The organism is Myxococcus sp. CA033 (assembly GCF_013336625.1).
In the GTDB taxonomy this organism is placed as follows: Bacteria; Myxococcota; Myxococcia; order Myxococcales; family Myxococcaceae; genus Myxococcus; species Myxococcus llanfairpwllgwyngyllgogerychwyrndrobwllllantysiliogogogochensis.
In genome coordinates this window covers 262,273-286,123 of the sequence record NZ_JABUMU010000010.1, presented here as the reverse complement: position 1 = coordinate 286,123, position 23,851 = coordinate 262,273, and the positions used below count along the sequence as shown (strand labels likewise).

At 68.5% G+C, this 23,851-nt stretch carries 20 protein-coding genes; 18 read left to right on the top strand and 2 right to left on the bottom strand.

The window, feature by feature from the left end; translation table 11 throughout:
• Positions 1 to 121 precede the first annotated feature (121 nt).
• Entirely contained in the window at positions 122 to 481 is a 360-nt protein-coding gene (locus HUA78_RS24465; RefSeq protein ID WP_174477275.1) for a DUF2169 domain-containing protein, read from the bottom strand.
• A 208-nt stretch (positions 482 to 689) separates the two neighbouring features.
• Between HUA78_RS24465 and HUA78_RS24460 the strand changes: the two genes are divergently transcribed.
• The 10 genes from HUA78_RS24460 to HUA78_RS24415 all read left to right on the top strand — a co-directional run bounded on the left by HUA78_RS24460 (position 690) and on the right by HUA78_RS24415 (position 13,390).
• The gene (locus tag HUA78_RS24460; protein WP_174460151.1) at positions 690 to 1,991 is read left to right on the top strand and encodes a TIGR02270 family protein; all 1,302 of its coding nucleotides are present in this window, start codon (positions 690 to 692) and stop codon (positions 1,989 to 1,991) included.
• Positions 1,992 to 2,092: 101 nt separating this feature from the next.
• A complete protein-coding gene (locus HUA78_RS24455) occupies positions 2,093 to 3,628 on the top strand; it encodes a MoxR family ATPase (RefSeq protein WP_174477274.1) in 1,536 nt (511 codons plus the stop codon).
• The gene (locus HUA78_RS24450) at positions 3,625 to 4,452 is read left to right on the top strand and encodes a hypothetical protein (RefSeq protein WP_174457099.1); all 828 of its coding nucleotides are present in this window, start codon (positions 3,625 to 3,627) and stop codon (positions 4,450 to 4,452) included. Before HUA78_RS24455 ends, HUA78_RS24450 begins: the two co-directional genes overlap by 4 nt.
• Positions 4,449 to 6,110 carry a M48 family metalloprotease gene (locus tag HUA78_RS24445; protein WP_174457100.1) on the top strand — a complete coding sequence of 554 codons (1,662 nt, stop codon included), beginning with the start codon at positions 4,449 to 4,451 and terminating at the stop codon, positions 6,108 to 6,110. The genes HUA78_RS24450 and HUA78_RS24445 overlap by 4 nt, the downstream gene beginning before the upstream one ends.
• On the top strand, positions 6,110 to 6,676 hold the full coding sequence (locus tag HUA78_RS24440; protein WP_141641145.1) for a hypothetical protein: 567 nt from the start codon (positions 6,110 to 6,112) through the stop codon (positions 6,674 to 6,676). Before HUA78_RS24445 ends, HUA78_RS24440 begins: the two co-directional genes overlap by 1 nt.
• Positions 6,664 to 7,989 carry a coenzyme synthetase gene (locus HUA78_RS24435; protein ID WP_174477273.1) on the top strand — a complete coding sequence of 442 codons (1,326 nt, stop codon included), beginning with the start codon at positions 6,664 to 6,666 and terminating at the stop codon, positions 7,987 to 7,989. Before HUA78_RS24440 ends, HUA78_RS24435 begins: the two co-directional genes overlap by 13 nt.
• A 213-nt stretch (positions 7,990 to 8,202) precedes the next feature.
• Positions 8,203 to 9,399 (top strand): serine hydrolase, encoded by a 1,197-nt coding sequence (locus tag HUA78_RS24430; RefSeq protein WP_174460154.1) that lies wholly within the window; start codon positions 8,203 to 8,205, stop codon positions 9,397 to 9,399.
• A gap of 105 nt (positions 9,400 to 9,504) precedes the next feature.
• On the top strand, positions 9,505 to 9,861 hold the full coding sequence (locus HUA78_RS24425; RefSeq protein WP_174459067.1) for a hypothetical protein: 357 nt from the start codon (positions 9,505 to 9,507) through the stop codon (positions 9,859 to 9,861).
• A 295-nt stretch (positions 9,862 to 10,156) separates the two neighbouring features.
• Positions 10,157 to 12,337, top strand: coding sequence for an ATP-binding protein (locus HUA78_RS24420; RefSeq protein ID WP_217442575.1), 2,181 nt, complete (start codon positions 10,157 to 10,159; stop codon positions 12,335 to 12,337).
• A gap of 54 nt (positions 12,338 to 12,391) precedes the next feature.
• Positions 12,392 to 13,390: an aldo/keto reductase gene (locus tag HUA78_RS24415; protein ID WP_141641140.1), complete on the top strand. Its 999-nt coding sequence runs from the start codon at positions 12,392 to 12,394 to the stop codon at positions 13,388 to 13,390.
• Positions 13,391 to 13,399: 9 nt separating this feature from the next.
• On the opposite strand, the gene HUA78_RS24410 is transcribed toward HUA78_RS24415, so the two are convergent.
• On the bottom strand, positions 13,400 to 14,188 hold the full coding sequence (locus HUA78_RS24410) for a radical SAM protein (protein WP_141641139.1): 789 nt from the start codon (positions 14,186 to 14,188) through the stop codon (positions 13,400 to 13,402).
• Between the two features lie 54 nt (positions 14,189 to 14,242).
• On the opposite strand from HUA78_RS24410, the gene HUA78_RS24405 reads away from it, so the two are divergent.
• The 8 genes from HUA78_RS24405 (at position 14,243) to HUA78_RS24370 (ending at position 23,845) form a co-directional block, all read left to right on the top strand.
• Positions 14,243 to 15,730 carry an asparagine synthase-related protein gene (locus HUA78_RS24405; RefSeq protein WP_371745652.1) on the top strand — a complete coding sequence of 496 codons (1,488 nt, stop codon included), beginning with the start codon at positions 14,243 to 14,245 and terminating at the stop codon, positions 15,728 to 15,730.
• Positions 15,715 to 16,908 carry a glycosyltransferase gene (locus HUA78_RS24400; RefSeq protein WP_174477271.1) on the top strand — a complete coding sequence of 398 codons (1,194 nt, stop codon included), beginning with the start codon at positions 15,715 to 15,717 and terminating at the stop codon, positions 16,906 to 16,908. Before HUA78_RS24405 ends, HUA78_RS24400 begins: the two co-directional genes overlap by 16 nt.
• Positions 16,909 to 16,955: 47 nt before the next feature.
• Positions 16,956 to 17,762 carry an ROK family protein gene (locus tag HUA78_RS24395; RefSeq protein ID WP_371745651.1) on the top strand — a complete coding sequence of 269 codons (807 nt, stop codon included), beginning with the start codon at positions 16,956 to 16,958 and terminating at the stop codon, positions 17,760 to 17,762.
• A gap of 54 nt (positions 17,763 to 17,816) precedes the next feature.
• Positions 17,817 to 18,488, top strand: a complete 672-nt coding sequence (locus HUA78_RS24390; protein ID WP_174477270.1) for a TIGR02269 family lipoprotein — start codon at positions 17,817 to 17,819, stop codon at positions 18,486 to 18,488.
• Between the two features lie 6 nt (positions 18,489 to 18,494).
• On the top strand, positions 18,495 to 19,214 hold the full coding sequence (locus tag HUA78_RS24385) for a double-CXXCG motif protein (RefSeq protein ID WP_174477269.1): 720 nt from the start codon (positions 18,495 to 18,497) through the stop codon (positions 19,212 to 19,214).
• A 166-nt stretch (positions 19,215 to 19,380) separates the two neighbouring features.
• On the top strand, positions 19,381 to 20,073 hold the full coding sequence (locus HUA78_RS24380; protein ID WP_174460160.1) for a hypothetical protein: 693 nt from the start codon (positions 19,381 to 19,383) through the stop codon (positions 20,071 to 20,073).
• 20 nt (positions 20,074 to 20,093) lie between these two features.
• A complete protein-coding gene (locus tag HUA78_RS24375; RefSeq protein WP_174460161.1) occupies positions 20,094 to 22,826 on the top strand; it encodes a hypothetical protein in 2,733 nt (910 codons plus the stop codon).
• 119 nt (positions 22,827 to 22,945) lie between these two features.
• Positions 22,946 to 23,845, top strand: a complete 900-nt coding sequence (locus tag HUA78_RS24370) for a S1C family serine protease (protein WP_174460162.1) — start codon at positions 22,946 to 22,948, stop codon at positions 23,843 to 23,845.
• Positions 23,846 to 23,851 lie beyond the last annotated feature (6 nt).

The following is a 23,851-nucleotide window of genomic DNA, read 5'->3' as shown; positions in this document are numbered from 1 at the left end:
ACACTCGCAACTGGACGCCAGCAGGCCCCGTCCGTCTCGGCCCCTCTCCGAACCTCACCCCGGCCGTGCAGGAGTTGAAGCGCATCGGCTGAACCCTCTCACGCGACATCTACCTTGACGCTCACCGGGTCCGGTCTCCGTGGACGAGCAAGTCCTTGTGGAGCCTGTCTACACGGAGCGAGACTGGCACCGTCGGAACCGGTTTCCCCCCGGGCGCATATGCGCACGCATGGACAAGGATGTCGGTGAGAGGCTTCTCCGCGAGGAGTTCCGAATCGGAGCGCAAACTCGACCTGCCTGGCTCGCCAAGGTACTCAGGTGCGAGCACAGGGGGCAACTGCTCATCAGCAAGCGTGAGCTGCCCATCTGGCGCAATGTCGAAGGTCGCCTTGACGGCGACGAGCCACCAGTGCACGCCATGCTTGTCTCGGGTCCAGTTTCGTTCCGCAGCGTAGGGCGTCTGGTTCTTCAAGGCCCACATCGCTTCAACCTAGCAAAACCCAGACACTCCCGACAATCCGCGCATCCACCGTCAAGTCCTCAACCAAGGCAGAACATCCTGGCAAGAGGCGGGCCTGATGGAATGGCATCCTGGTAAAAAGAAGAGTGGAGTCCCTATCCAACCAGAGAAGCCACCACATGAAGGATTCTCCCTCAAGAGCAGCGTGGGACGGGCCACACACCAGGTCATGCCTGTTCTGTTGATGGACATCCAAGAGGAGCACCTGGACGAGGCGAGTTTCCTCTGGGGGCAATGGAACCGAACCCTGGTGGCGCCAGACCGGGAGCTGCGGGATGCGGCCTCGCTGGAGGAGCGATTGTTGGCGCACCTGGACGGCCTGGTGGTCGGCGGAGAACCCGTGGCGCGGGAGCTGCTTCTGCCCGCGCTGGATTCAGAGGACCCACCGCGCATCTCCGCGGCGCTCTGGGTGCTGCTCGCCAAATCAGGGCGTATCGAGCTGGCAAACGTGGTGGAACGCCTGCAGACCGCTCCCGAAGGTACTCGTGCCGCCCTCCAGCAGGCGCTGGAGCTTTGCGAGCGGCCAGATGTAGCCGACACCCTGCTGTCGCTCGTGAAGCCCCAGGTGGCCTCCCGCCATTGCTGGGCATTGGAGGTGCTCGGCGCCAGGGGACAGCTTCCGCGTGATCTGGTGGTGGAGTTGCTTGGACACCCGGACGGCCGAGTCGTCGTGGCCGCGCTCCGAACTACGCCCTTCCTGTCCCGGGACGTGGCGTTGCGTGAACTTCCCCGATTGCTGGCGGACTCGCGGCCTGGAGTCAAAGACGCCGCGGTCATCGCGGGGATGATTGCTGGAGTGCCTGCCGCCTGGGAGACCGTTCGTAAGTCCGTGGCGGCCCGCACGAAGTCAGACCCGACGGCGCTCGTACTGCTGGCCCTCGGTGGCAACGGGCGTGACCTGACTCGGCTGCTGGAATGCACCGATGAGGAGTCCATGCGCGAAGACGCCCTCTGGGCGTTGGGTTTCAGTGGTTGGGCGAAGGCCGCCGAGACGTGCCTGGCCTTCATGGAATCGACGGCCCTGGCGTCACTCGCGGGCGAGGCCTTCAGCGCCATCACCGGGCTGAAGTTGGAAGGCGCCTATGTGAAGGCACCTGAGGAAGAAGATTCTCTACCGCCGCTTGAGGAGGACCTCTCGCGAGACTTGGAGCTCCGGCCGGAGCATGCACTACCGAGACCCGCGGGGCAGGCAGTGTCCACGTGGTGGAAGACGGCTCGGACGGGGTTCGCCGCCGACACCCGCTACCTGCGTGGTCGCGAGTTCAGCGTAGACGCACTGCTGGATGAGCTGGAATGGGGTCCCATGCGGCGTCGGCACATGCTCGCGCTGGAGTTCTCCGTCCGAAGTCGGGGTGCCTGGCAGTTCCAGACACGGGCCTTCACGCGGCGGCAGCATGCCGGGCTGGCGCAAGCGCGGGAGTTGAAGGGCCGGCTCCCAGCGATTCCGTTCCCCCGCATGTTGGCGTGGTGAGCTGCGGCACAGGGGCCTGGGGGACAGCCAGCCGACCACACTCGGCACGAGTCGACACTCCGCGCCCCACCTCACGTCCCGGATGCTAGGCTGTGCGTCGCATGGCCAATCAGGATTGGGTGTCGCGCCTGCTCTCCGGGCGCGCGTCGGTGGACAAGGGGCTCAACGTCCACCTCTCCGAGCGTGACGGCGGCAGCCTCCACGACAAGATGCGGCAGGCGTACTGGTGGATCACCAACAACGCCGTCATCTGCCCCTACTACGACATCGAGTTCGGCCACGCCGCCTCGCTCAAGAGCGCCACCGGCGACGAACTCCATCTCCCCGAGGACATGAGCTACAGCTCCTTCGTCCTCATCCCCCTGCTCACCCTCTTCACCTGCCGCCGAGCCCTCCTCATCGGCGGCCCCGGCCGCGGAAAAACCACCTCCGCCATCCTCATGGCCCTGCTGTCCGGCATGTCCCGCGAGGACATCCACCGCTCCATCCAGCGCGGCCACCCCCAGCTCTCCATCGCCGACCTGCTCGGCGCGCCCCTCCCCTCCGACATGCTCAAGGCGGAGGACCTCTCCGCCGTCAAGGTCAGCTGGCGCAAGTGGATCACCCAACGCGTCAAAATCATCGACGAGTACAACCGCATCCCCACCAAGACGCAGTCCGCCCTCCTCTCCCTCCTCGCCGAGGGCTACGCGGAGATGATGGACCAGTACGTCTACACCGGCCGCTCGTCCTGGTTCCTCACCGCCAATGACGACCAGGGCGGCGGCACCTTCCAGGTCATCGACGCCCTCAAGGACCGCATCGACGTCGTCGTCCGCGCCGTCCCCTTCAACTCGAACTTCATCGACACGCTCCTCCAGCGCATCGAAGCCGACAAGTCCCCCGAGGAGATGCTCCCCAAGGACATCGTCTTCACCCCCGGCGAGCTGGAGCGCGCCTACGCCTCCATCCTCGAAGTGGAAGTGCCGCGAAACGTCCTCGAACGCATCGCCTTCTTCCTGGGCCAGCTCGACTTCTGCCGCATGGCCTCGCCCCGCTTCGAGTTCAAACACAAGGACACCCTCAAGCTCGCGGGACAGACGGTCGCCGCCGTGTGCAACGAGCAGTGCCCGCTCGACAAGAAGGTGCACCTCTGCACGCAGACGGAGAACGGCGTCAGCGTGCGCGCCTACCAGACCATCCTCCACTACGCGAAGGCCCTCGCCTTCTTCCGAGGCCACGGCACCGTGGAGCTGGAGGACTTCCGTCAAATCGCCCCGTGGGTGCTGCACGAGAAGCTCGTCCCCAACACCCGCAGCGCCTTCTTCGAGGTGCGCGGCAACAAGATGCTCCTCCAGGACCGCGTCGCCTGGATTCGGAACATGTTCGACATGGCCATGGGCCACTACGACAAGCACGAGCCCATCCGCCGCAAGGTCGGCGTGCTGCGCACCGAGCTGGACAAGGGCCTGTCCGGCATCGACCTGCGCACCACCGAGAAGCGCCTCACCACCGTCACCGCGTTGATGAACGAACTGCTCACCAAGCAGGAGCTGTCCGGCCCCGTCTACGAGGACCTCATCCACCTCAAGTCCATGTACAGCCGCTACCGGAACTACGCGACGTGGCTGAAGGAAAACCCGGGCGGCCAGCCATGAGCGGCTTCGCGGACGAACTGGAAGCCAGCGCCCGTGGCCGCTACGTGCGGTGGGACTCCGAGCTGTGGCGCGCCCTGCTCGAAGGACCCGCACGGAAGCTCGGAGAGTCCCTGTCCCAGACAGGCGCCTCCCCCGCCGACGCAGAGGAACTGCTGCGCGCATATCTGCGCCTGGGCGCCGAGGCCATCGGCCTGGGCTACCTGTACCCGGCGACCGCGGGCCGACAGAACCTCTTCACCCTCGCGTGGACGGACCTGGTCCCCCGCCTGCTCTCGGGTGTCCCCGAGGCCCAACGCGCCGGCGTGCTCGCGCAGCTGTGGAACGTGGGCGAAAACCTGGAGTCCGCTCCACCGTGGGTGCAGCGCATCTTCTATCGCGTGAGCCAGCGGCTCGGCTCGCTCACGGGCATCGAGGAGCGCCTGCGTGAAACCGCCGCGCTCGCCATGGAGCCTCCCGCGATGAAGCTCGGCGACAAGGCCCAGCCCTTCCTCGTGGACCTGTCCCGAGAGGACAGCCGCTTCCTGCCCGGTCCCCTGCACTTCCTGGCGCCCACGGTGCTGTGCGTACACGACCGCCACCGCCACGCCATCGCCGGACGTGAGGCCGCGACACAGGGCCTGCTCCTGTCGGACACACCGATTCCCCTCGGCGCCATGGGTTGTCGCGAGACCCCCGAGGTGACGCTCCAGCAGAGCCCGCACCTGTCCACCGTGGCGTGGAGGGATGCGCGCGTGGACTCCTGGTTCGCCACCGTGACGAATGACTGGCGCGCCGCCGGCACGCTGGACACCTCGCAGCACGTCGTGGTGCTCGTGCCCGTATGAGCACGTCGCGCTTCACGCCAGAGCACATCGCGGGATGCTGGCGGGACGCGCTGGCGCTGTGGGACGTGCAGGTGCGGCTCAGCCCTCCGGAGCCTCACGTCCCCTTCCGTCCGGACGCGGACCACGCGAACGAGCCGCTCGCGTACATCGACCTCACGAAGCGTCAGGTCTTCGTCCACTTCGAGCTGCTGGAGTCCATGGGCGCGGCGGACAGCTTGATGGCGGTGCTCGCGCACGAAATCGGCCACCACGCGCGCTTCCCGCACACGCTGGGCTGGGACGCGGAGCTGCGCGTCATGGAGCAGCGGCTGCTCCCCGGCCTGAAGCAGTCCCTCACCAACCTCTTCTACGACCTCCAGGTGAACGAGTTCGTGGGCCGCACGCACCCGGAGGACCTGTGCCGGGTGTATCGCGGGTTCCAGCGCACGCAGGGCGGCGGCGAAGTCTCGCCGATGTTCTTCTTCTACCTGGCCATCTACGAGGAGCTGTGGGGACGCGAGCCTGGAGACCTGGTGCCTCGCGCTGCGATGGCGCCGATGGAAGAGCAGTTCCCTGGCCTGCGCGCGGAGGCTCGGATGTTCGCGCAGACCTTCTATGCGCTGCCGCACCCGCGCCTCCAGTTCCTCTACTTCTGCGCCACCTTCATCCGCTACCTCGGCAAGCTCGACGAGACGACGTACACCCTGCCGCTGGGTGACGACGTGTCGCTGCCGGACGTGGATGACTGGGACTCCGCGCTCCAGAGTGGTGGCAGGTGGGAAGACGCGCTGGAGGAAGCTCGCGCGAAGGGCTGGCTCGACGAGGCCCACGACACGAAGGCGCCCGACGCGCTGGACCACATCAACCGCGTCACCCAACACCTGCCCGGAACGGGCAGGGGAAAGCTGCGCCGCGCGCTGGTGGCCCGGCACTACCGACGGCTCGTCGACCAGCACCTGCTGAAGCTCCCCTCCGCGCCCTCGAAGCCGGAGCCGTACCTGCGCACCACGCCCGAGGCGTGGGAGTACGGCGATGACCCCTCCGCCATCGACTGGACCTTGACGGTGCTCACCCAGGGGCACCTCGCCGCGGTGTCGCCGCTGCGTCGCGAGCTGGAGGCCGACGTGCCTCCCGCGTCCGAACTCGGTGTGCCCTCCGTGGAGCTGTACCTGGACACCAGCGGCTCCATGCCGAACCCGGATGCACAGCTCAACACGATGACGCTGGCCGCGCAGGTGCTGTCCGCCTCCGCGCTGCGCAAGCAGGCGAAGGTGCGCGGCATCATCTACTCGCACACCGACCCCAAGCTCTCCCCGTGGATGTACGACGAGGAGACGGCGCGCGAGTTCCTGCTGCACTACATCGGTGGGGGGACGATGTTCCCCTTCGACGTGCTGGGCACGCTGTCCAAGGAGCGGCCGGACGCGCTGCGCGTCATCATCTCCGACAGCGACTTCCTGTCGAACGTGGCGACGGACGAGCACATGAAGATGTTGGTGGAGGCGACGCGGCGCTCTCGCCTGCTCGTCGCGCTCCTCGCGCTGCCGGACGAGCACCGGGCGAGGCAGGCGCTGGCGCCCGCGCTGAAGGAGCGCAACTTCCGCCTGGTGGTGGTGAAATGGCTGTCGGACTTCGGCCCCGCCGCCGCGGCCTTGTCCCAGGCTTTGCTGGAGAAGTGATGGCCTTTGACGTCAAGAACATCCAGAAGCAGCTCACCGACGTGCCTCTCGTTTCGCCGTATCCGCACGAGCTCGCGGTGGCCATCATCTGCGACACCTTCCGCCTCGCGGGCGTGCGTCCTCCGTCGCGCGCGGACTGGGAGGACATGGAGCGCAGAGCGAAGACGCCAGCGCTCTGGCGGGAGCAGGTGGTGATGCTCGCGTACGTGCTGACGTCGTCCTCGCTGGGTGCGGACACGGCGGCGATGCTGAGGAAGAACGCGGATGCCGCCACCGTGATGCGGGGGTTCTTCGTGTGGGTGGAGCCCCTGACGGCGGAGATGGTGCGCTCCAACGCCTTCCGTCAGGAGGAGTTCCTGCGCAAGTGGGTGCACGCGGTGGACGGGCAGGTGAAGGACGAGTCATCCCGTGACACCTCCGCGCGGCTGAAGCAGCTCGACTACCGCGCCGCGCTGCAGGAGATGGAGCGGGCGGAGCAGGCCCGCCGCCAGGAAGCGGACAAGCGCGCCAAGGACCTCGCGGATGCGGCCCAGCGCGCCGCCGACGCTCGAGGATGGCGCGAGTGACGTTGGGGCTCCCCTCGGATGCACGCGTGGCTCCCCGCGCGAACATCCGCCGGGACACCGCCACCCAGCGTCCCCATGTCCCGTGGGCGGAGTCCATCGCCCGGGACCTGTCGCGCTTCGCCGTCCTCCCCGACGAGGCAGCGGCCCGCGCGGAGCTGGAGTCGCGACTGGAAGGGCTGCGCGCTGGCCTGCTGGCTTCTCCCTATTACACGCGGCGACTGCGGGACGCGGGGCTTCACCCTGGAGACCTCCGAACGCTCGCGGACCTGAGGCACTTCCCCACGCTGGAACGAGGCACGCTGGCGCGACACTGGGACCAGGTGCCCACACCGCTGTCCCATGAGGACGAGAGCGTGGTGGTGCGAAGCTCCGGCTCCACGGGCGAGCCGGTGAAGGTGGTGAGAGACAGGCGCGACTGCCTGCACATGTGGGCGGTGCTGCGGTTCTGGCTGGAGCGCGCGCGGGCCGTGCCGCCGCCGCGTCCCCGTGTGGTGCTGCTGGATGCCCTGCCGGGTGGACTCGAGTACTCGGTGCGGCTGCCCATCCTCCAGGACGGCGCGCTGCACCGCATCTCCGTGCTGCGAGACAATGCACGCGAGCGTCTGTGCCGCGTGCGTCCCGCCGTCATCTTCTCGGACCCGGAGGGACTGCGTTGGCTCTCCGAGCAGCGCGACCTCCCGGCGCCCACGCTGCTGCTCACCTCCGCGCAGTACCTGCCCCAGGACACCCGGGACGCCCTGGCGCGCTTGGTGCCCGCGCCGCTGCTGAACTACTACGCAACGACGGAGACAGGGCCGCTCGCCTGGGAGTGCCTGGAAGGGCCGGGGCGCTTCCATGTCCTCGCGCCCGACGTGTGGCTGGAGCCAGGACTCGACGAGGTGGTGGTGACGCGGCTGCGTCCCAGCGTGCTGCCGCTCCTGCGCTATCTGCCGGGTGACTCGGGGACGGTGGACAGGGACGCGTGCGCGTGCGGCTTCCACGGCTGGACGCTGGAGCACTTCGGCGGTCGCGGCGCGTGCCACTTCACGACGCCTACGGGCCGGACGGTGGATGCGTGGGCGCTCGCCTGGGTGTTCAAGCACCACGCCCTGCGCGCCTTCCGGCTGACGCAGATGACACCCTCTTCCTTCGAGCTGGAGCTGGCCGGCGCGGACGCCTCCGAGGTAACGCCACTGTGTGAGCGACTCGTCGCCGCCCTGCGCAACCTCGGGTGGAGCGGGTCACCGCGACTGGACGTGCGGCACGTGAGCGCGGAGGACCTGGCCACCGGCACCAAGCCCCTGCCGTTCCGAAGCCGCGTCCGCGTTCCGTAGGGCCGGCTTCACTCGCGCGGCGCGGGCCCTGCCCCCAATGACAGACACCGCGCGACGGCCTGAATCGCGCAGCCGCACCACAGGTCATCCCTCCGGGGCAGACCCGCACGCGTCGTCTCGCACGACTCAGTCATCGCGTAACAGCCACCTCGGCGTGTCGGCACGAGGCCGCTTGGAATTGCGACAACCTGGCCGTCACCACATTCTCCAGGCATGCCCTCCTCGCTCGTTCGTCCCCTCGCCCGTCTCCTCCTCCCGAGCCTGCTGGGTCTGCTGGGCCTGCTCTCCGCGTGCACCAGGGTGTGTTCCCTGCCCGAGCCTGAACCCGTGCGCCACGGCCCGGACATCGATGCCACCGCCGTGCGCCTCATGACCGAGGCGAAGCTGCCCGGGCTCGCGCTGGCCATCATCGAGGAAGGCCAGGTCGTCGCCGTGAAGGCCTACGGCCTGCGCGACGTCGAGCAGGCCGCGCCCCTTCAGACCGACACCGTCATGTACGGCGCATCACTGACCAAGCTCGTCTTCGGCTACCTCGTCATGCAGCTCGTCGACGAGGGCGTGCTGGACCTGGACACGCCCATCGAGCGCTACCTCAAGAAGCCCCTGCCCGAGTTCAAGAAGTACGAGGACCTCGCGGCGGACCCGCGCTGGAAGCAGCTCACGCCGCGCATGCTGCTGAGCCACTCGCCCGGCTTCCCCAACTTCCGTTTCCTCAACCCGGACGGGAAGCTCGACTTCAAGTTCGACCCGGGCGCGCGCTACGCCTACTCCGGCGAGGGCATCAACCTGCTCCAGTTCGTCCTCGAGGACGCGGGCCTCGGACTCGACGCCGGCCAGGAGTTCCAGCGGCGCGTCTTCGACCGCTTCGGCATGCGCCGCACCAGCATGGTCTGGCGCGACGACTTCGCCCCCAACGTCACCACCGGCTACGACGAGCACGGCGTGGCCAAGGCCCACCACCAGCGCGGCAGCGTCCGCGCCGCCGGCTCCATGGACACCACCATCGAGGACTACGCGAAGTTCCTCGCCGGCCTCATGCGCGGAGAAGGCCTCTCCTCCAAGGCGCGCGCGGAGCTGCTCTCCCCGCAGCTCGCCATCCCCTGGGCCCACCAGTTCCCCACCCTCACCGAGGAGAAGGACCCGCGCAACCAAGCCATCGCCCTGTCCGCCGGACTGGGCATGGTGCTCTTCGATGACCGCTCCAGCCCCGCCTTCTTCAAGGGTGGCCACGACGAGCACACCGACAACTTCGTCCTCTGCCTGGAGCGCGGCGCGCGCTGCGTCGTCCTGCTCGCCAACAGCGTGAAGGGCCCCCACGTCTTCCCTCCACTCATCGAAGCCATCCTGGGCCCCACGGACATGCCCTGGCGCTGGGACTACAACCCGTATCCGCCGCCCACCGTGAAGTGACGCACCGGGCCGCGCTCACGCCAGCGCGGCCCCTGTCGAGGCGATGTAACCGTGTGCGCGTGTGCGCCGTAATGAAGCCACACCGCCCACTTGGAGGTACACGCCATGACCCCAAAGCTCTCTTCCGCCAGGCACACGCTTCACCTGCGGCAGGTCCAGAAGCAGCCGGCCACGCAGGAGCCCATCACCCTCCAGGGCGCCACGGGCAACGGTGGCTCCGCACCTCCGGGGAGCTTCATCGGCAATCCCATGCTGATGCGGGACCGCTTCGACATGGGCCCGAGCAACATGGGCGGCCCGAGCATGGGCATCGATGGTCACTGCTGCCCCACCCGAAAGTACAACAAGGGCATGTCCCAGGGCCCCGGCCTCCTGTCCCAGTCGGACTCGTTCAGCATGGGGAGGCCTCAGGACCGAGACTCGATGCGCATGCGTGACATGCTCGAAGCTCCAATGATTTGACGCCAACCCTCACACGGCGCCATTCACAAACAACACACCTGAAAGACTTCATCGTCAGCGTCAGGGAACACCGGGTCGGTGGTGCCCCGTCCCTCTCGGGGGAGCTGTCCACTCAACAAGTCGGAGCAAGAAGTCGCGCGTTGAACCGCCGAGCGTGCTCCTTCAATCACTTGCATCCGAGAAGAAGGCAGACGAGCGCCAAGTAGGACCATCATGCGCGGACCCCGCCTCGCGCCGGGAGCGTTTCGATTCCGGACGCTCGCGGTGCTCCCTCGCCGTGAGGAGGCCCCTCGCCTTGCCCACGCCCGTCTCGCATCTGGAAACCACCCGTCCGTCGGGGAGCACGCGCTCCCTGTCGGCTCCGCTCGAGCAGCGCCTCACGCCGGACCCCCGAAAGGCCTGGAGCTGGCTTCAGAAGTCCCGACTGGGCCGCTATGGCGTCGCCCTGCTCTTCTTCCTCTGCGCGCTGCTGCTCCAGATGGAGCTCGCGTCGCTGATGTCCACCAGCCCCTTCCTTTTCTTCTATGGCGCCGTCATGGTGGCCGGCTGGTGGGGAGGCTGGGGGCCCGCGCTCCTGGTGACGGCGCTGTCGCTGGTGGCCGTGGACCACGAGTTCCTCCCGCCGCGGCTGACACTTCAGATGAGGTCCGCGGATGTGCTGTCCCTGGGCATCTTCGCCCTGCTCGCCATCTTCATCACCAAGCTGAACGTGTCGCTCAGCCGGGCCATGGAGGAGCGTGCGGGGCTGCTGGAGAGCGAGCGCCAGGCCCGCGCCGCGTCCGAGGCCGCGAGGACTCGCCTGCACACCATCTTCATGCAGGCCCCCGCGCAGATTTTCTTCCTGCGCGGCGCCACGCACGACTTCGACTTCTCCAACGCGCGCAACAGCTCGCTCTTGAAGAGCCGGGACACCCTGGGCATGCCCTTCCAGGAGGGCGTGGTGAAGGTGGCGGAGCAGGACGCGCGCGACGTGCTGGACCGCGTCTTCGCCACGGGCGAGCCCTTCGTGGGCAACGCCGTGCCGCTGCGCTTCCTCCAGACGGACGGGATGGAGAAGGAGACCTTTCACAACCTCGTCTACCAGCCCACCCGTGACTCCCAGGGACAGGTGGACGGCATCGCGGGCTTCGGCTTCGACGTGACGGACCTGGTGCATGCACGCCAGCGCGCGGAGGCCCTGGCCATTGAGTTGCGCCAGGCCGAGTTCCGCACCCGCGTCCTCGCCGAGGTGAGCACGGTGCTCGCGTCCTCGCTCGACTACGAGGCGACGATGCGCAACCTGGCCAAGCTCGTGGTGCCCGCGCTCGCGGACTGGTGCTTCGTGGACCTGGCGCAACCCGATGGCAACTTCCGCCGGCTGGAGGTCGCCCACGCACGCCCCGAGGACGCCGCCACCGCCGCGGAGGTCCTCAACTTCCAGCTCATGCCGGAGGGCAACCCGCGCCACCCGCCCACCGCGGCGCTCCTGCGCGGCGAGGCCATCCTCCTGGAGGAGATGACGCCCGCGCACATCAAGCGCAGCGCCCACAACGAGAACCACGCCCGGGTGATGCTGGCCACCGGCCTGCGCTCCTTCATCGCCGTGCCGCTGGTGGTGCGCGGCCACACGCTGGGAGTCTTCAGCTTCTTCACCTCGTTCTCCAACCGCCGCTACACCCAGGCGGACCTCGCCTTCGGGCTGGAGCTGGCGTACCGCGCCGCGCTCTCCATGGAGAACGCGCGCCTGTACCGCGAGGCCCAGGAGGCCATCCGCCTGCGCGACGAGTTCCTCTCCATCGCCAGCCACGAGCTGAAGACGCCCCTCACCCCGCTGAGCCTCAAGCTCCAGGCGCTCGCGCGCGAGCTGGAGCGCCACCCCGACGCCATCCCCTACTCCGTGGTGAAGGGCTACGTGGACACGGGCGCCCGGCAGGTGAAGAAGCTGGCGGAGCTCGTGGGAGATTTGCTCGACGTGTCGCGCATCGCCGCGGGCAGGCTGGCCCTGGAGCTGGAGGACGTGGACCTGGGCGCGCTCATCCGCGAGGTGGTGGTGCGCTACGAGCCGCACGCGACCCGGGCCGGCTCCACGCTGGAGGTGGAGGGAGGTGAGTCGGGCCTCATCGGTCGATGGGACCGGCTCCGACTGGAGCAGGTCGTCACCAACCTCATCGACAACGCGGTGAAGTACGGCTCGGGCAAGCCCATCCAGCTGAGCCTGGAGCAGGGCCCCACCCGTGCGCGCTTGCGGGTGAGGGACCAGGGAATCGGGATTGCGCCCGAGCACCTGCCGCGCCTCTTCGGCCGCTTCGAGCGCGCCGTGTCGGAGCGGCACTATGGCGGCCTGGGCCTGGGCCTCTACATCACCCGGACGCTGGTGGAGGCCATGGGAGGGCGGGTGCGCGTGGAGAGCGAGCAGGGCCGCGGCTCCACCTTCACCGTCGATTTGCCTCGGGAGCGAACGCTTCCAGTTGACGTGTCGGTGGCCCAGCCACAGTAAAGGCTCCGCGCGAAAACGGACGCCATGTCGGCGGCCGGCGAAGGGGCTGTCGACATGGAGACACGGACTCTCGGAAAGCAGGGCCTGAAGGTGTCCGCCTTGGGCCTGGGCTGCATGGGGATGTCGGATTTCTACGCGGGGCGGGATGACGCCGAGTCGGAAGCCACGCTGCTGCACGCGCTGGACAAGGGCATCACCTTCTTCGACACGGCGGACATGTACGGCTCCGGAAGCAACGAGGAGTTGGTGGGCCGGGTGCTCAAGCCCCACCGCGCGAAGGTCGTCCTGGCCACCAAGTTCGGCATCGTCCGGGACCCGAACAACCCGCAGGCGCGCGGCATCAACGGCAGCCCCGAGTACGTGAAGCGCGCGTGCGAGGCCAGCCTGCGCCGGCTGGGCGTGGACGTCATCGACCTGTACTACCTGCACCGGCTGGACGCGTCGACGCCCATCGAGGACACGGTGGGGGCCATGGCGGACCTGGTGCGCGCGGGCAAGGTGCGGCACCTGGGGTTGTCGGAGGTGGACGCGGACACGCTGCGCCGGGCCTCCAAGGTGCACCCCATCGCCGCGCTCCAGAGTGAGTACTCGCTGTGGAGCCGCGAGCCGGAGGACGGGGTGCTCCAGGCCTGCCACGAGCTGGGCATCGGCTTCGTGCCGTACAGCCCGCTGGGGCGCGGCTTCCTGACGGGGCAAATCAAGCGCTACGAGGACCTGGCCGCGGACGACTACCGCCGCCACTCGCCGCGCTTCCAGGGGGAGAACTTCACGCGCAACCTGGAGCTGGTGGTGAAGGTGGAGCGGCTGGCGAAGGACAAGGGCTGCACGCCCGCGCAGCTCGCGCTCGCGTGGGTGATGGCGCGCGGCCAGGACGTGGTCCCCATCCCGGGAACCAAGCGGCGCAAGTACCTGGATGAGAACCTGGGCGCGCTCGACGTGAAGCTCACGGAGAAGGACCTGAAGGACATCGACCTCGTGGCGCCTCCGGGCGTCGCGGTGGGAGACCGCTACCCGGCGTCGATGCAGCGCGCGCTGTCGAAGTCCCGAGAGTAGCCTCGGGGGTCAGCCGTGGGCCCGTGGGAGCTGCGCGTGCGGCTGCCACGGGCCACTGGCGCCCAGGCAGTAGCGACAGGTGGCCAGCGGCGTGTCCCGCTCCAGGTGGCCAAGCATCCGCTCCAGCAGCTCCGGAGCGTCGAGGCGCACACCATCCACCTCGGCCAGCGCGGGCATCTCCGGGTGCGAGGGGCCCAGCACCGTGGCCACGTGAGGCGGACGGGTGCAGGTGTAGAAGTGGCCTCGGTGGACCAGGTGGCAGCGGACCTTGAGCCAGCAGCGCGCGTGGACGTCGCGGACCTCCGCGTCGGTGGCCAGGGGCGCGTCCGGGGTGAGCTGCTGGAAGGCGTCGATGTGCTTCACCGTGAGGAGGACATCGTGTCGCGCGCAGCGCTCGGTGATGCGGGCCAGGGACTTCTCTGGCAGCGGCGCGGAGGAGTAGACGGACAGGGTCATCCGGTCCAGGCGCTCGTAGACGGCGTCGGGCGCGCTCTGGGCGAGGAACCCGTTGGTGGTGACGGAGAGCTGCTCGGAGATGCCTGACGCGCGGACGGCGTCGAGCACGGCGGGGAGGTCCGGGTGGAGGAAGGGCTCGCCGCCGGTGAGCTTGAAGATGTTGGGCTTGAGCACGCGGGCGAGCCGGGTGAGGTCGGCGCCGAGCACGGCGGGCTCCACGGCCCAGGCGGGCAGGTGGGGCGACATGGGGCAACACTGCACGCAGCGCAGGTTGCAGTGGGTGACGACGTGCGTCTCCAGGGACCAGGTGAGGATTCGGCCGTCGTGCAGCTCGTAACGCACGGAGGGACTATAGCGGGGTTGCCGGGTGCCCCCGGGCCTTGCGACAGTCCCCGCGTGTCCGACGCTCCCGGCGACCCGAGCGGCCCGCTCGCCGCCCTGCCCTCCTACCAGCCGACAGCCGGACCCCGGACGGACGCTCCCGTGGAGTCGGTGTGGCGCCTGCTCCCGCTCCTGAGCGGTGAAGTCGTGGGCCTGGAGCCTGCATCCGTCACGGCGTTCCTGCGACACAGCCTGCCGTCGACCTGGAGCCTCTTTCGAGGGGTGAGCCGCGTGGCGCCGCTCCCGCCGCGAATCCGCCGCCAATCCTCACCGCGCTCCCCGGAAGAAGATGACGAGCCACGAGCACGGGCGCTCCTGGCCGCGTGCTCCGACGCTGTCGGTACCCGGGTGGCCTCGGGCGCGCTGGACGTGAGCCTGAGCGGCGGCGTGGACAGCGCCGTGCTGTGCACGCTGGCGGCGCGGCATGCACCGGGCCGGGTTCGCGCGTGGAGCATGGATGTCCACTTCGCCGACGCGGTCGAGCGACACAACGCGAGGACGGTGGCCCGGCTCGCGGGAGTGGAGCAGGTCGACGTTCCGATTCCGGATGCCCTCCTGCCGGACCTGTTCGAGCCCGCCGTCATCGCCAACGAGGGCGCCATCCTCAATGCACGGGCGGTGGCGAGCTTCGCGTTCTACGCGGAGGCGAAGCGGCTCGGAGCCTCGGTGATGCTGAGCGGAGCCGGCGCCGATGAGGTGTTGAGGGGCAATCCCCTGGCGCTCGCTTCGGCGCTCGCGCGCATCGAGGAAGACCGACGACTCGCACGGACGGTCCTACGCGCCGCTGTGGACAACTTGGGGAGGAGTCCAGACGAGGCCCGTGGCGAGCCCTGGTCCCAGGAGGACCGCCCGGAGCTCTCCGACGAGGCCCGTGGCGGGCCCTGGTCTCTCCAAGACACGGAGGCCTCCGCCGCGGTCCGTGGCGGGCCCTTGTCCCAGGAGGACGGCCCGGAGCTCTCCGACGCGGCCCGTGGCGGGCCCTGGTCTCTCCAAGACACGGAGGCCTCCGAGGAGGTCCTCTACGCGGAATGGGTGCTGCGCGAGCTGGTGCTTCCTCCCGAGCTGAGGGGCGCGCGGGCCCACGGACTCACGGTGCACACGCCGTATCTCGACTCCCGGTTCGCGGACGTTGCGCTCTCGCTGCCCGAGTCCTCGCTCGTCCGCGAGGGAGTCGGCAAGTGGCTCTTCCGCCACGCGGTGCGAGGACTGGTCCCCGACGAGGTCCGGCTCGCGCGCAAGACGCCGCGCTATGGGCACACGGCACTCTCAAGCCCCGTGCGTGCCCGGTGGCTGGAGCTGTACCGCGCCTGGCTGTCGGCCTCGCGACTGGAGCCGCTGGAGGTCATCGACCCGAAGGCCGTGCTCACGCTCCTGGAGCGCTACACGCGAATGGAGCCCGAGGAGCCGGAGGCGGATGGCGTGGATCGCCTGTTGATGCGGCTGTGCTCCCTCGCCATGCTCCACGCGCACGCAGCGCACGGCTCCCCATGTCCCGAATCCTGATTGCGACCTCGCCCGAGAAGGGCCACATCAACCCGATGATGGGCGTCGCGCAGTGGCTGCGCCGCCTGGGCCACACCGTGGGCTGGCTCTGCATCCCCGAGCCCGCGTCGCAGCTCGCGAAGCTCGGCGTGGAGGTGCTGCACCTGCCCCACTCGGCGAGGGATGCCCCCACCATCGAAACGGGCGGCGAGGCGCTGGCCCGACTGGTGCGTGACGAGGTGGCCCTGGGGAAGTGGATTCGCGGCCTGTTGCTGGATGCGGTGCCCGCGCTCATCGAGCCCGTGCGCGAGGTGGTGCGTCGCTTCCGTCCGGACGTCATGGCGCTGGATGGGATGCAGTATGCGGCGGTGCTGGCCGCGCATCAGGAGCGGATACCGTGGGCCGGAGTGTCCTCCGCGCTCTCGCTGCTGGAGCCCATGGAGGACTACGGGCTGCGCCGCAACGTGCGAGCCCTGGCGAAGGAGCGCGCGGAGCTGTTCGCACGACATGGCTTCGTGGCGAGCTTCCGCAACTGCGAGGCCCTCTCGCCCCACCTCAACATCCTCTTCGCCACGGAGGCGTTCCTCGGACCGGAGGTGGACCTTCCTCCCGCCGGGCGGCTGGTGGGCCCGTCGATTCCACCCGAGCCTCGGGGAGACGAAGTGGATTTCCCGTGGGAGCGATTGGGTTCGAAGCCCGTGGTGTACGTGTCCTTCGGCAGTCAGATTTCATGGCAGCCCACGCTGTTCCACACCATCGCGGAAGCCGCCGCGTCGCTGGGTGTCACGGTGGTGTTGAGCGCGGGTGAGCTGGCGGACACGGACTTCTCGCGCTCGTTGCCAGGGGACGTGGTGGCGGTGCCCTATACGCCGCAGCGGCAGCTCCTTCCGCGGGCGTCTGTCTTTGTCTCGCATGGAGGCGCCAACTCCGTGATGGAAGCACTGACGGCGGGCGTGCCGCTGCTGCTGTTGCCTGTTTGCAATGACCAGCCCATCCAGGCGCACTTCCTCCGAGCCTCGGGGGCGGGGCTCACGCGGGAACTGGACACGTTGACAGTTGAGGACTGTCGCGCCGCGCTTCGCCATCTCCTGGAGCCGGGAACGCCGTTGCGCGCGAAGGTGGCGGCCATCTCGGAGTCGTATCAATCCCGAGACGGCGCGAAGGATGCGGCGGAGCGAATCGCCGGGCTCGTCGCGTGAGTTCCGCGCCGCGAAGGTGGACGGCCCGTCGTTACCACGCGGAGAGAGTGACACCGCTGGAGGTGTGGAACCTCCCGGTGTTCGGACGCGAGTTGTGGGAGCTGATTGGCGCGCCTCGAGTGGAGGCGGACCGACGCGCGGGGGTGCCCGAGGACCAACTCGCGGAGCAACTGTTTCCAGCGCTCACGAGCGCCCTCGAACAATTGGTGAATCGGCATGCCGTGGACGCGGTGTGGTTGAGCGGAGGACTGGCCTGCCTGGAGGGCTTCGAGGTGGGGGTGGCGAAGGCCACTGCCGCGCTCGGGTGTCCAGTGTATGTCTCGGAGTCGCCGCGCTTCGCGCCCGCGTATGCGGGCTTCGCGCTTGTGGCGGCGCGAACGCCGCTCGTGCTCGACGTGGGCCAGACGAGCATCAAGTGCGCGCGCCCTGGAGTCCAACGTGTCTTCGAGCGGGACCTCCACACGCTGCCCCGCCTCTTCATCGGGATGCCTCGCCCCACGGATGGGCACCACATCGTCGCGGCGGTGCACTTCATCGCCAACGCGCTGCGGGCCTGTACACGAAACCTCGGTCACCTGGCGGTGGAGGGCGTGTGTCTCGCGCTTCCCTGTCCCCTGGATGAGGCTCTCGTTCCGGGAGGCTGCACGTATGGTTGGGAAGGGCATGCATCGCTGGTGACCGACATCCTGGAGGAAGCAGCCCTTCCGGGCGGCGGAGAGGTGCTCGTGCTCAACGACGCGGAGCTCGCGGCCGAGGCGGCGCGAGTGGAGCTCAGACGGCACAGGCATCGTCGCATCCTCTGTCTGACGCTGGGCTTCGGCCCTGGAGGGGCTCTGCTCACGCATTCCATATAACCCAAAGGGTAGGGAGCGCGTCCGGTGACCAAGACATGCTAGCTTTCGCGTCCAATGCGAATCCCTCACGCACTCTGGCTTTCGCTGTTCGCCGTGTCCTGGCTGGGTTGCTCCACTGTCAGCAAGCCGCCCAGTCAACAGGCCTGGGCAGGGGCGGAGCAGGAATGCGACGACCCTGGGGAAGACCAGTGCGTCACCCTCTTCTGCGTGGAAGACCTCTGCGGTTTCTACCCCTGCGAGGACACACCGGCAGAGGTCGAGCTGGCGCGCTTCCCTCCTTCGCGTCCTCCTGCGGCAGCAGCAGCGCCGGGCAGCGGCCCTCGGAGGAATTGGGGTGGCGCGCAGAAATTGCCGCCGGGCTCCGTCATGACGTTCCCCAACTGGAACGGCGCTCCGACTGCAGTCATCCCTCCGTCCCGGCAACTCACGCCGGGGCGATGGGAAAAGCACCACATCTTCCCCCAGTCAAAGGATTTGGCGGAGTGGTTCGCGCGCCAGGAAGTGAAAATCCACGACTACACCATGCTCATTCCGCTTTCCGTTCATCGAAGGATTCATGACGGTTCCCCGCGTGGAGGGGCATGGAACGATGCGTGGCGGGACTACATGATGGCCAAGCCGTTCGCCTCTCCGGCAGAGATTTTCAGGCATGCAGGAGAGCTGATTCATCGCTTCGAGCTCATGGGTGGCCCGATCCAGCCCTACTATTCCCGGCCAGGAGCGTAGGCACGAATGAGTCGTTTCTATTGGGTCAACGAGGACAGGGCCGCCAGAACGAAGCACGGTGGCTACCTCGACGCGGCACACACGTGGGGCCTTCCCGGCATACGGTGTCACGCATGCGGAGCCACCTGGAGTGCCGTGGCACACGACTTTCCCTCGATTGACCTCTCGCTGCTTCCGGAGAGCCATGAGTTCCTCAAACCGAGAGCCGAACCCTTCCCCGAGTTCGTGCGCCTGCGCGAGTTGGTCCAGCCCCTCATGCCGCCCCACGTCGAGCTGCCGCCTGGAACGAGCTTCGGTCCATTGAAGGGAAGCGCCGTTGGGGAGTTCGGGGCCATGGCATGGCTGGGACCCAGACTTCTTCTGCGCCGTGACGCACTGGAGAGTCTGCAAGCAGAAGGAGTGCGCGGCCTGCTGGGCTGTCGCACGGAGCTGCGGTTCCGGAAGAAGAACGCGCCGGAGCTGCTGGAGCTCCAGATTGAGCCGCGAGGGCGCTTTCATCCGGACTGCATTCCCTCGGACACACCTCCGCCGTGCACGACCTGTGGCCGACACGGCTTCGGGCGCCCCGACGAACCCATCCTCGACGCCGCTTCGCTCCCTCAGGAACTCGACCTCTTCCGCGTGGGGAACTTCGCCACGATGCTCATCGGCACCGAGCAGTTCATGGACGCCGTGCATCGACTCGGGCTCGTCGGCATGACCTTCCGCGAGCTGCCGACACGCTGACCCATTCCAGTCCGAACCGCGGCAACGAGGGGCAGTGGCTGAACACGCCGGGCTCCCCCAAGACTGGCGTGTGCACTGCGAGGCCGGACGGGCGGCGCGCGTGAAATTGCGCAAGAAAAGGCCCTCGGGTGTCTCCTCGCCATGAACGGGGAAGGGAAGCATCCGGATGCGCCCTGAGCTGCTGGGCGGAGGACTGTGTCTGCTGGGGGCGCTCCTGGCCTGTGGGCCTGGCGTCGATGAACGGGACTCGCCCGACGGAGACACCTACGAGGAGGAGGGGGTGCTTCGGAAACCCCTGCGAGTCGACGTCGAGGTCCTGGACCCCGAGAGCGCGGATCTCCACTTCCGGGTCTGGGGCATCGACTTCACCCCCTCCATGAATGTGCATGTCATCGGGGTGGGACTGACGACCGAGTTCGTGAGCAAGACGCAGCTTCACGCCCGATTGAACCCCCTCCTGGTGAAGGACATGCCGGAGTTCCCGGTCGAGGTGCGCGTGGAGCCGGGCGACTATGTCTACATGTCGGGCGCCAGGTCCCCCTCCGTCACCGCCTCCATGCCAGTCCCGGAGCTGCACTCGCTCACGCCCGACGTGCTCGAGGCCAACCCCACGGCCCCCATTCGCATCGCCGTGCTCGGAAAGAACCTGGTCCATGGCACCCAGGCGGTCTTCCGGGGCATCTGGTATCCCGTCACCTTGTCGAGCACGCGCCTGGGCGAGCTGTGGTTACCTCCCGAGGCCCTGACCCCCACGTCGGGCAAGCAGTCGCTGTACCTGGAAGTCCCCCGCCCTCGCCTCCTCGACACGCCCGCCCTGTCGTTGACCGTGACGGCTTCGCCCCCTGTGGCATCCCCCTGACCTCGAGAGGAATCATCCGGATGCGACCAGACGTGACACGAGGGTGGTTGTGTCTGCTGTGGGTCCTCTGCTGTGCCTGTGGGCCAGGCCTCCAGAGCCACCCGGCACCTGTCGAGGAACCTGACGCGGGCTCCCCTCCCGCGGAGGTGGAGCTGCCCTTCGTCACCCTGGGAGAGGTGGAGGTGGAGGCGGCGAACGTGGAGGGCTCCGAGTTGAGCATGCAGGTGCTCGGCGTCGACTTCGCCCGGTTCAGTGCCGTGTTCCTGAACGACCAGCGCCTGACGACCCAGTTCGTGAGCAGCACGGAGCTGCGAGCCGTGGTTCCGACCTGGCAGCTCGTGGCCGCGACGGACCTCTTCTTCGACGTGCGGGTTTCCCGAGGCGACCCCGAGTACAGGGGCGGCGCCCGGTCCGCTCGCATCCCGTTCACCGTGCCCGCGCCCGAGCTGACCTCCGTGACTCCAGACTCCCTGCCCTCCGAGCCCGAGGACGCTGTTCAAGTCACCGTGACGGGGAAGAACCTCGTGCGTGGCAGCCAGGCCATCTTCCGCGACACGTCCTATCCGTTGACGCTGACCAGCTCCCGTGAAGGGAGCTTCCTGCTTCCACCGTCGGCCCTGAAGCCCCTGGCGACACAAGACCAGCTCGTCATCCAGGTCTCGCGCCCGCGCACAGCCACCACGCAGCCCCTACCCTTGACGGTGACCAGCCCCACTCCGGAAATCATGGGCGTGTGGCCTTCCTCGCTGAACGCCACCGACCTGCACCATGGCAACGCGGGCAGCGCCACCTTCGAGCGCATCATCGTCAGCGGGCGGCAGGTGCGCTCCACCACGGTGGTGAAGTGGGATGGCATTCCGCTGCCCACCGAGACGTATGACGGCAAGAACCGGGTCTGGGCGCAAATCCCTCTCATGGGTCGGGTCCAAGCCGGCACCGTCCAGGTGACGCTGGAGACACCCGGCGTCCATGGAGGAAGCGAGTCCTCCAACCATCCTCTTCGAGTGAAGTCGGAGCCCGTGCTGCATGACGTGTCCCCGGCCTGGGTGCTCGCGGGCTCGGAGGAGGTCAGGTTCAAGCTCAAAGGCGAAGGACTGGGGCTCTACGCGCAGCAGGTCGTCCACTGGGGCGGCCACCGCCTGGAGCACTCCTTCGGTCCGGACTTCGAGGGGGTCTGGACGTTCATCGTCCCCGCCGCCCTGCTGACCCAGGCCGGAACCCTCCCCGTGACGGTGACACGCACCTTCGATGGGGCCGTGTCCTCGCCCCTCTTCGTCCAGGTGTTCGCCCAGGCCCCCGCGCCCATTGCCCACTCGCTGCTGCCCTCCGTGCTGTCCGTCGGCGATGCGCCAGGACTCCTCTACGTCCACGGTGCTGGCTTCACGTCCCAGTCCGTCATCCTGCTGGACGGACAGGAGCGCACCACCCGTCTTCACGACCCGTCGAAGGTGTCCACCGAACTCCAGGCCGCGGACCTGTCCACGAAGGGGGTGCGCACCGTCACCGTGAGCACGCCCGCGCCCGGAGGCGGCACCACCCTGCCCCTGCTGCTCGCGGTGCATGCGGAGCGGCCCATGCCCATCATCAACCGGGTCTCGGGCAACGACGGGGCTTCCCATGCCCTCGCCGGCGGGGGCGTCCTGCGTCTGCTCGTCGAGGGACAGGGCTTCGGCCCCTCCTCGGTCGTCCGGTGGAATGGCCAACCGCTGCCAGCCCAGTGGACATGCTGGACCTCGGGCGGCTGCACGGCGGGCCCTGGTGAGCTGACGCGCCTGTGGGTGGATGTTCCCGCCGACCAGGTGGCGCAACCCGGCGTCAGCCGCGTGACGGTGTTCAACCCAGGCCCCGGAGGTGGCGAGAGCCCGGAGCAGTTCTTCGTCCTCACCGCGGCGGGACAGCCCACTGTCTCCCTGAGCCCTTCGGTGGTGGATGTGGGCACGCGCGACGAATTCTATCGCGAGGTCACCGTCTGGACGCGTGTCACGGGGACGCTCACCCAGGCCTCGGCCCTCTTCGTGAATGACGTGGAGCGTGAGTTCGACGGCCCTTCGGGCCTGCTCTTGAGCGAGGCGGAGGTCGCGACCCCGCGGGTCCACGAGATACGGACCTTCACCGTGGGCTCCGGATTGAGTGCTCCCGCCTATCTGAGAGTCCAGGGCGCCCTCCCACCGCAGCTTCGCGGGATGGCACCGGGGGTCGTCTCCCAGGGAGAGTGGGCCGCCTCGGAGGAACGACACTTCTCCCTGACGGGAGAGAACTTCTTCTGGCCCCGCGGCGACTTGCAGCGCGTCTCCGGCACCACCCTGGACTGGGATGACCAGCCACGGCCTTTCGGCAGGATTCCGCAGCTGGGGCTGGAGGGCACGAAGTTGGCGCACGTGGGAGTCCGCACACTGAAGGTGTCTCGTGTCGCGGAAGGCGGTGGAGTGTCACTGCCCGCGCTGCTCAACGTGGTCTCCGAACGACCCGTGCCGATGTTGACCGCCGTGGAGCCCATGAGCGCCCTCAAGGGTGCGCCCGCGTTGACGCTCCGAATCAAGGGGAAGGGCATCCACTCCGCCACGGTGCTGCGCTGGAAGGAGTTCCGTTCGAGCCTCAAGGCCGTGTACGTCTTGGACAACGAGCCGACGCACTACGAGGCGACCCTCCCCGCTGAAGCCCTGGCGACAGCTGGAGGGGTGGACGTCACGCTGGAGACGCCCGAGCCCGGTGGCGGTGTCTCGCTCCCGCTCCACGTCGTCGTCGAGAAGTAGCCCGGGAGCTCCCCGAAAGGAGGGGCCACCTGCCTGAACGGGCAGGTGCACACCCTGCCTGGTTCGCCGATGTGGCGCGCCTTCGAGGCTTTTACCTTCCGCCTCGAAAGGAACACGCCATGTCCACCGACTTTCTTCCCGCCCTCTCCCAGTCTCTCGCCTCCCTCGTCGAGCGGGCCTCGCCGAGCGTCGTCCGCGTGGACGCTCGACGACGGCGCGGCGCCACCGGTGTCGTCTGGAGCGCCGAGGGCCACATCGTCACCACCAGCCACGCCGTCGAGCACGAGGGCCCCGTGCAAGTAGGCCTGTCCGACGGCGGCACCGTGGCCGCCGAGCTCATCGGCCGCGATGCCAGCACGGACGTGGCGCTGCTCAAAATCGACGCGGCGAAGCTCTCCCCGCTCGCGCTCGCGCCCTTGGACGCCGTGAAGGTGGGCAACCTCGTCGTCACGGTGGCGCGGCCGGGACGCACGGCGCGCGCCACGCTCGGCATGGTGAGCACACATGGAGAGGGCTGGCGCACCCACGCGGGCGGGCGCGTGGACCGTTATCTCGAGACGGACGCGGACCTGCCGCCGGGCTTCTCTGGAGGCGCGCTGGTGGACGTGGAGGGGCGCTTCGTCGGGCTGCTCACCGCGGCGTTCTCACGCACCGCGGCCGTCGTCATTCCGCATGACACGCTGACGCGGGTGACGGCGTCGCTGCGCGAGCACGGAGGCATCCGGCGCGGCTACCTGGGCGTGGGGGCGTATCCCGTGAAGCTGCCCCAGCACCAGTGGGCGGCGGCGGGCGCGGAGGCGGGGCTCATCTTCCTCTCCGTGGACCCGGACGGGCCCGCGCACCGGGCCGGACTGTTGCTCGGGGACGTGCTGGTGAGCCTGGGAGGCCAGGCGCTGCACGGCGTGGAGGACCTGCTCGGCTACCTGGGCGACGAGAAGGTGGGCACCTCCGTGCCGGCGCGCGTGCTGCGAGCCGGCGAGGTGCGTGAAGTGCCCATCACCATCGGCAAGCGTTCGTGAGGAGAG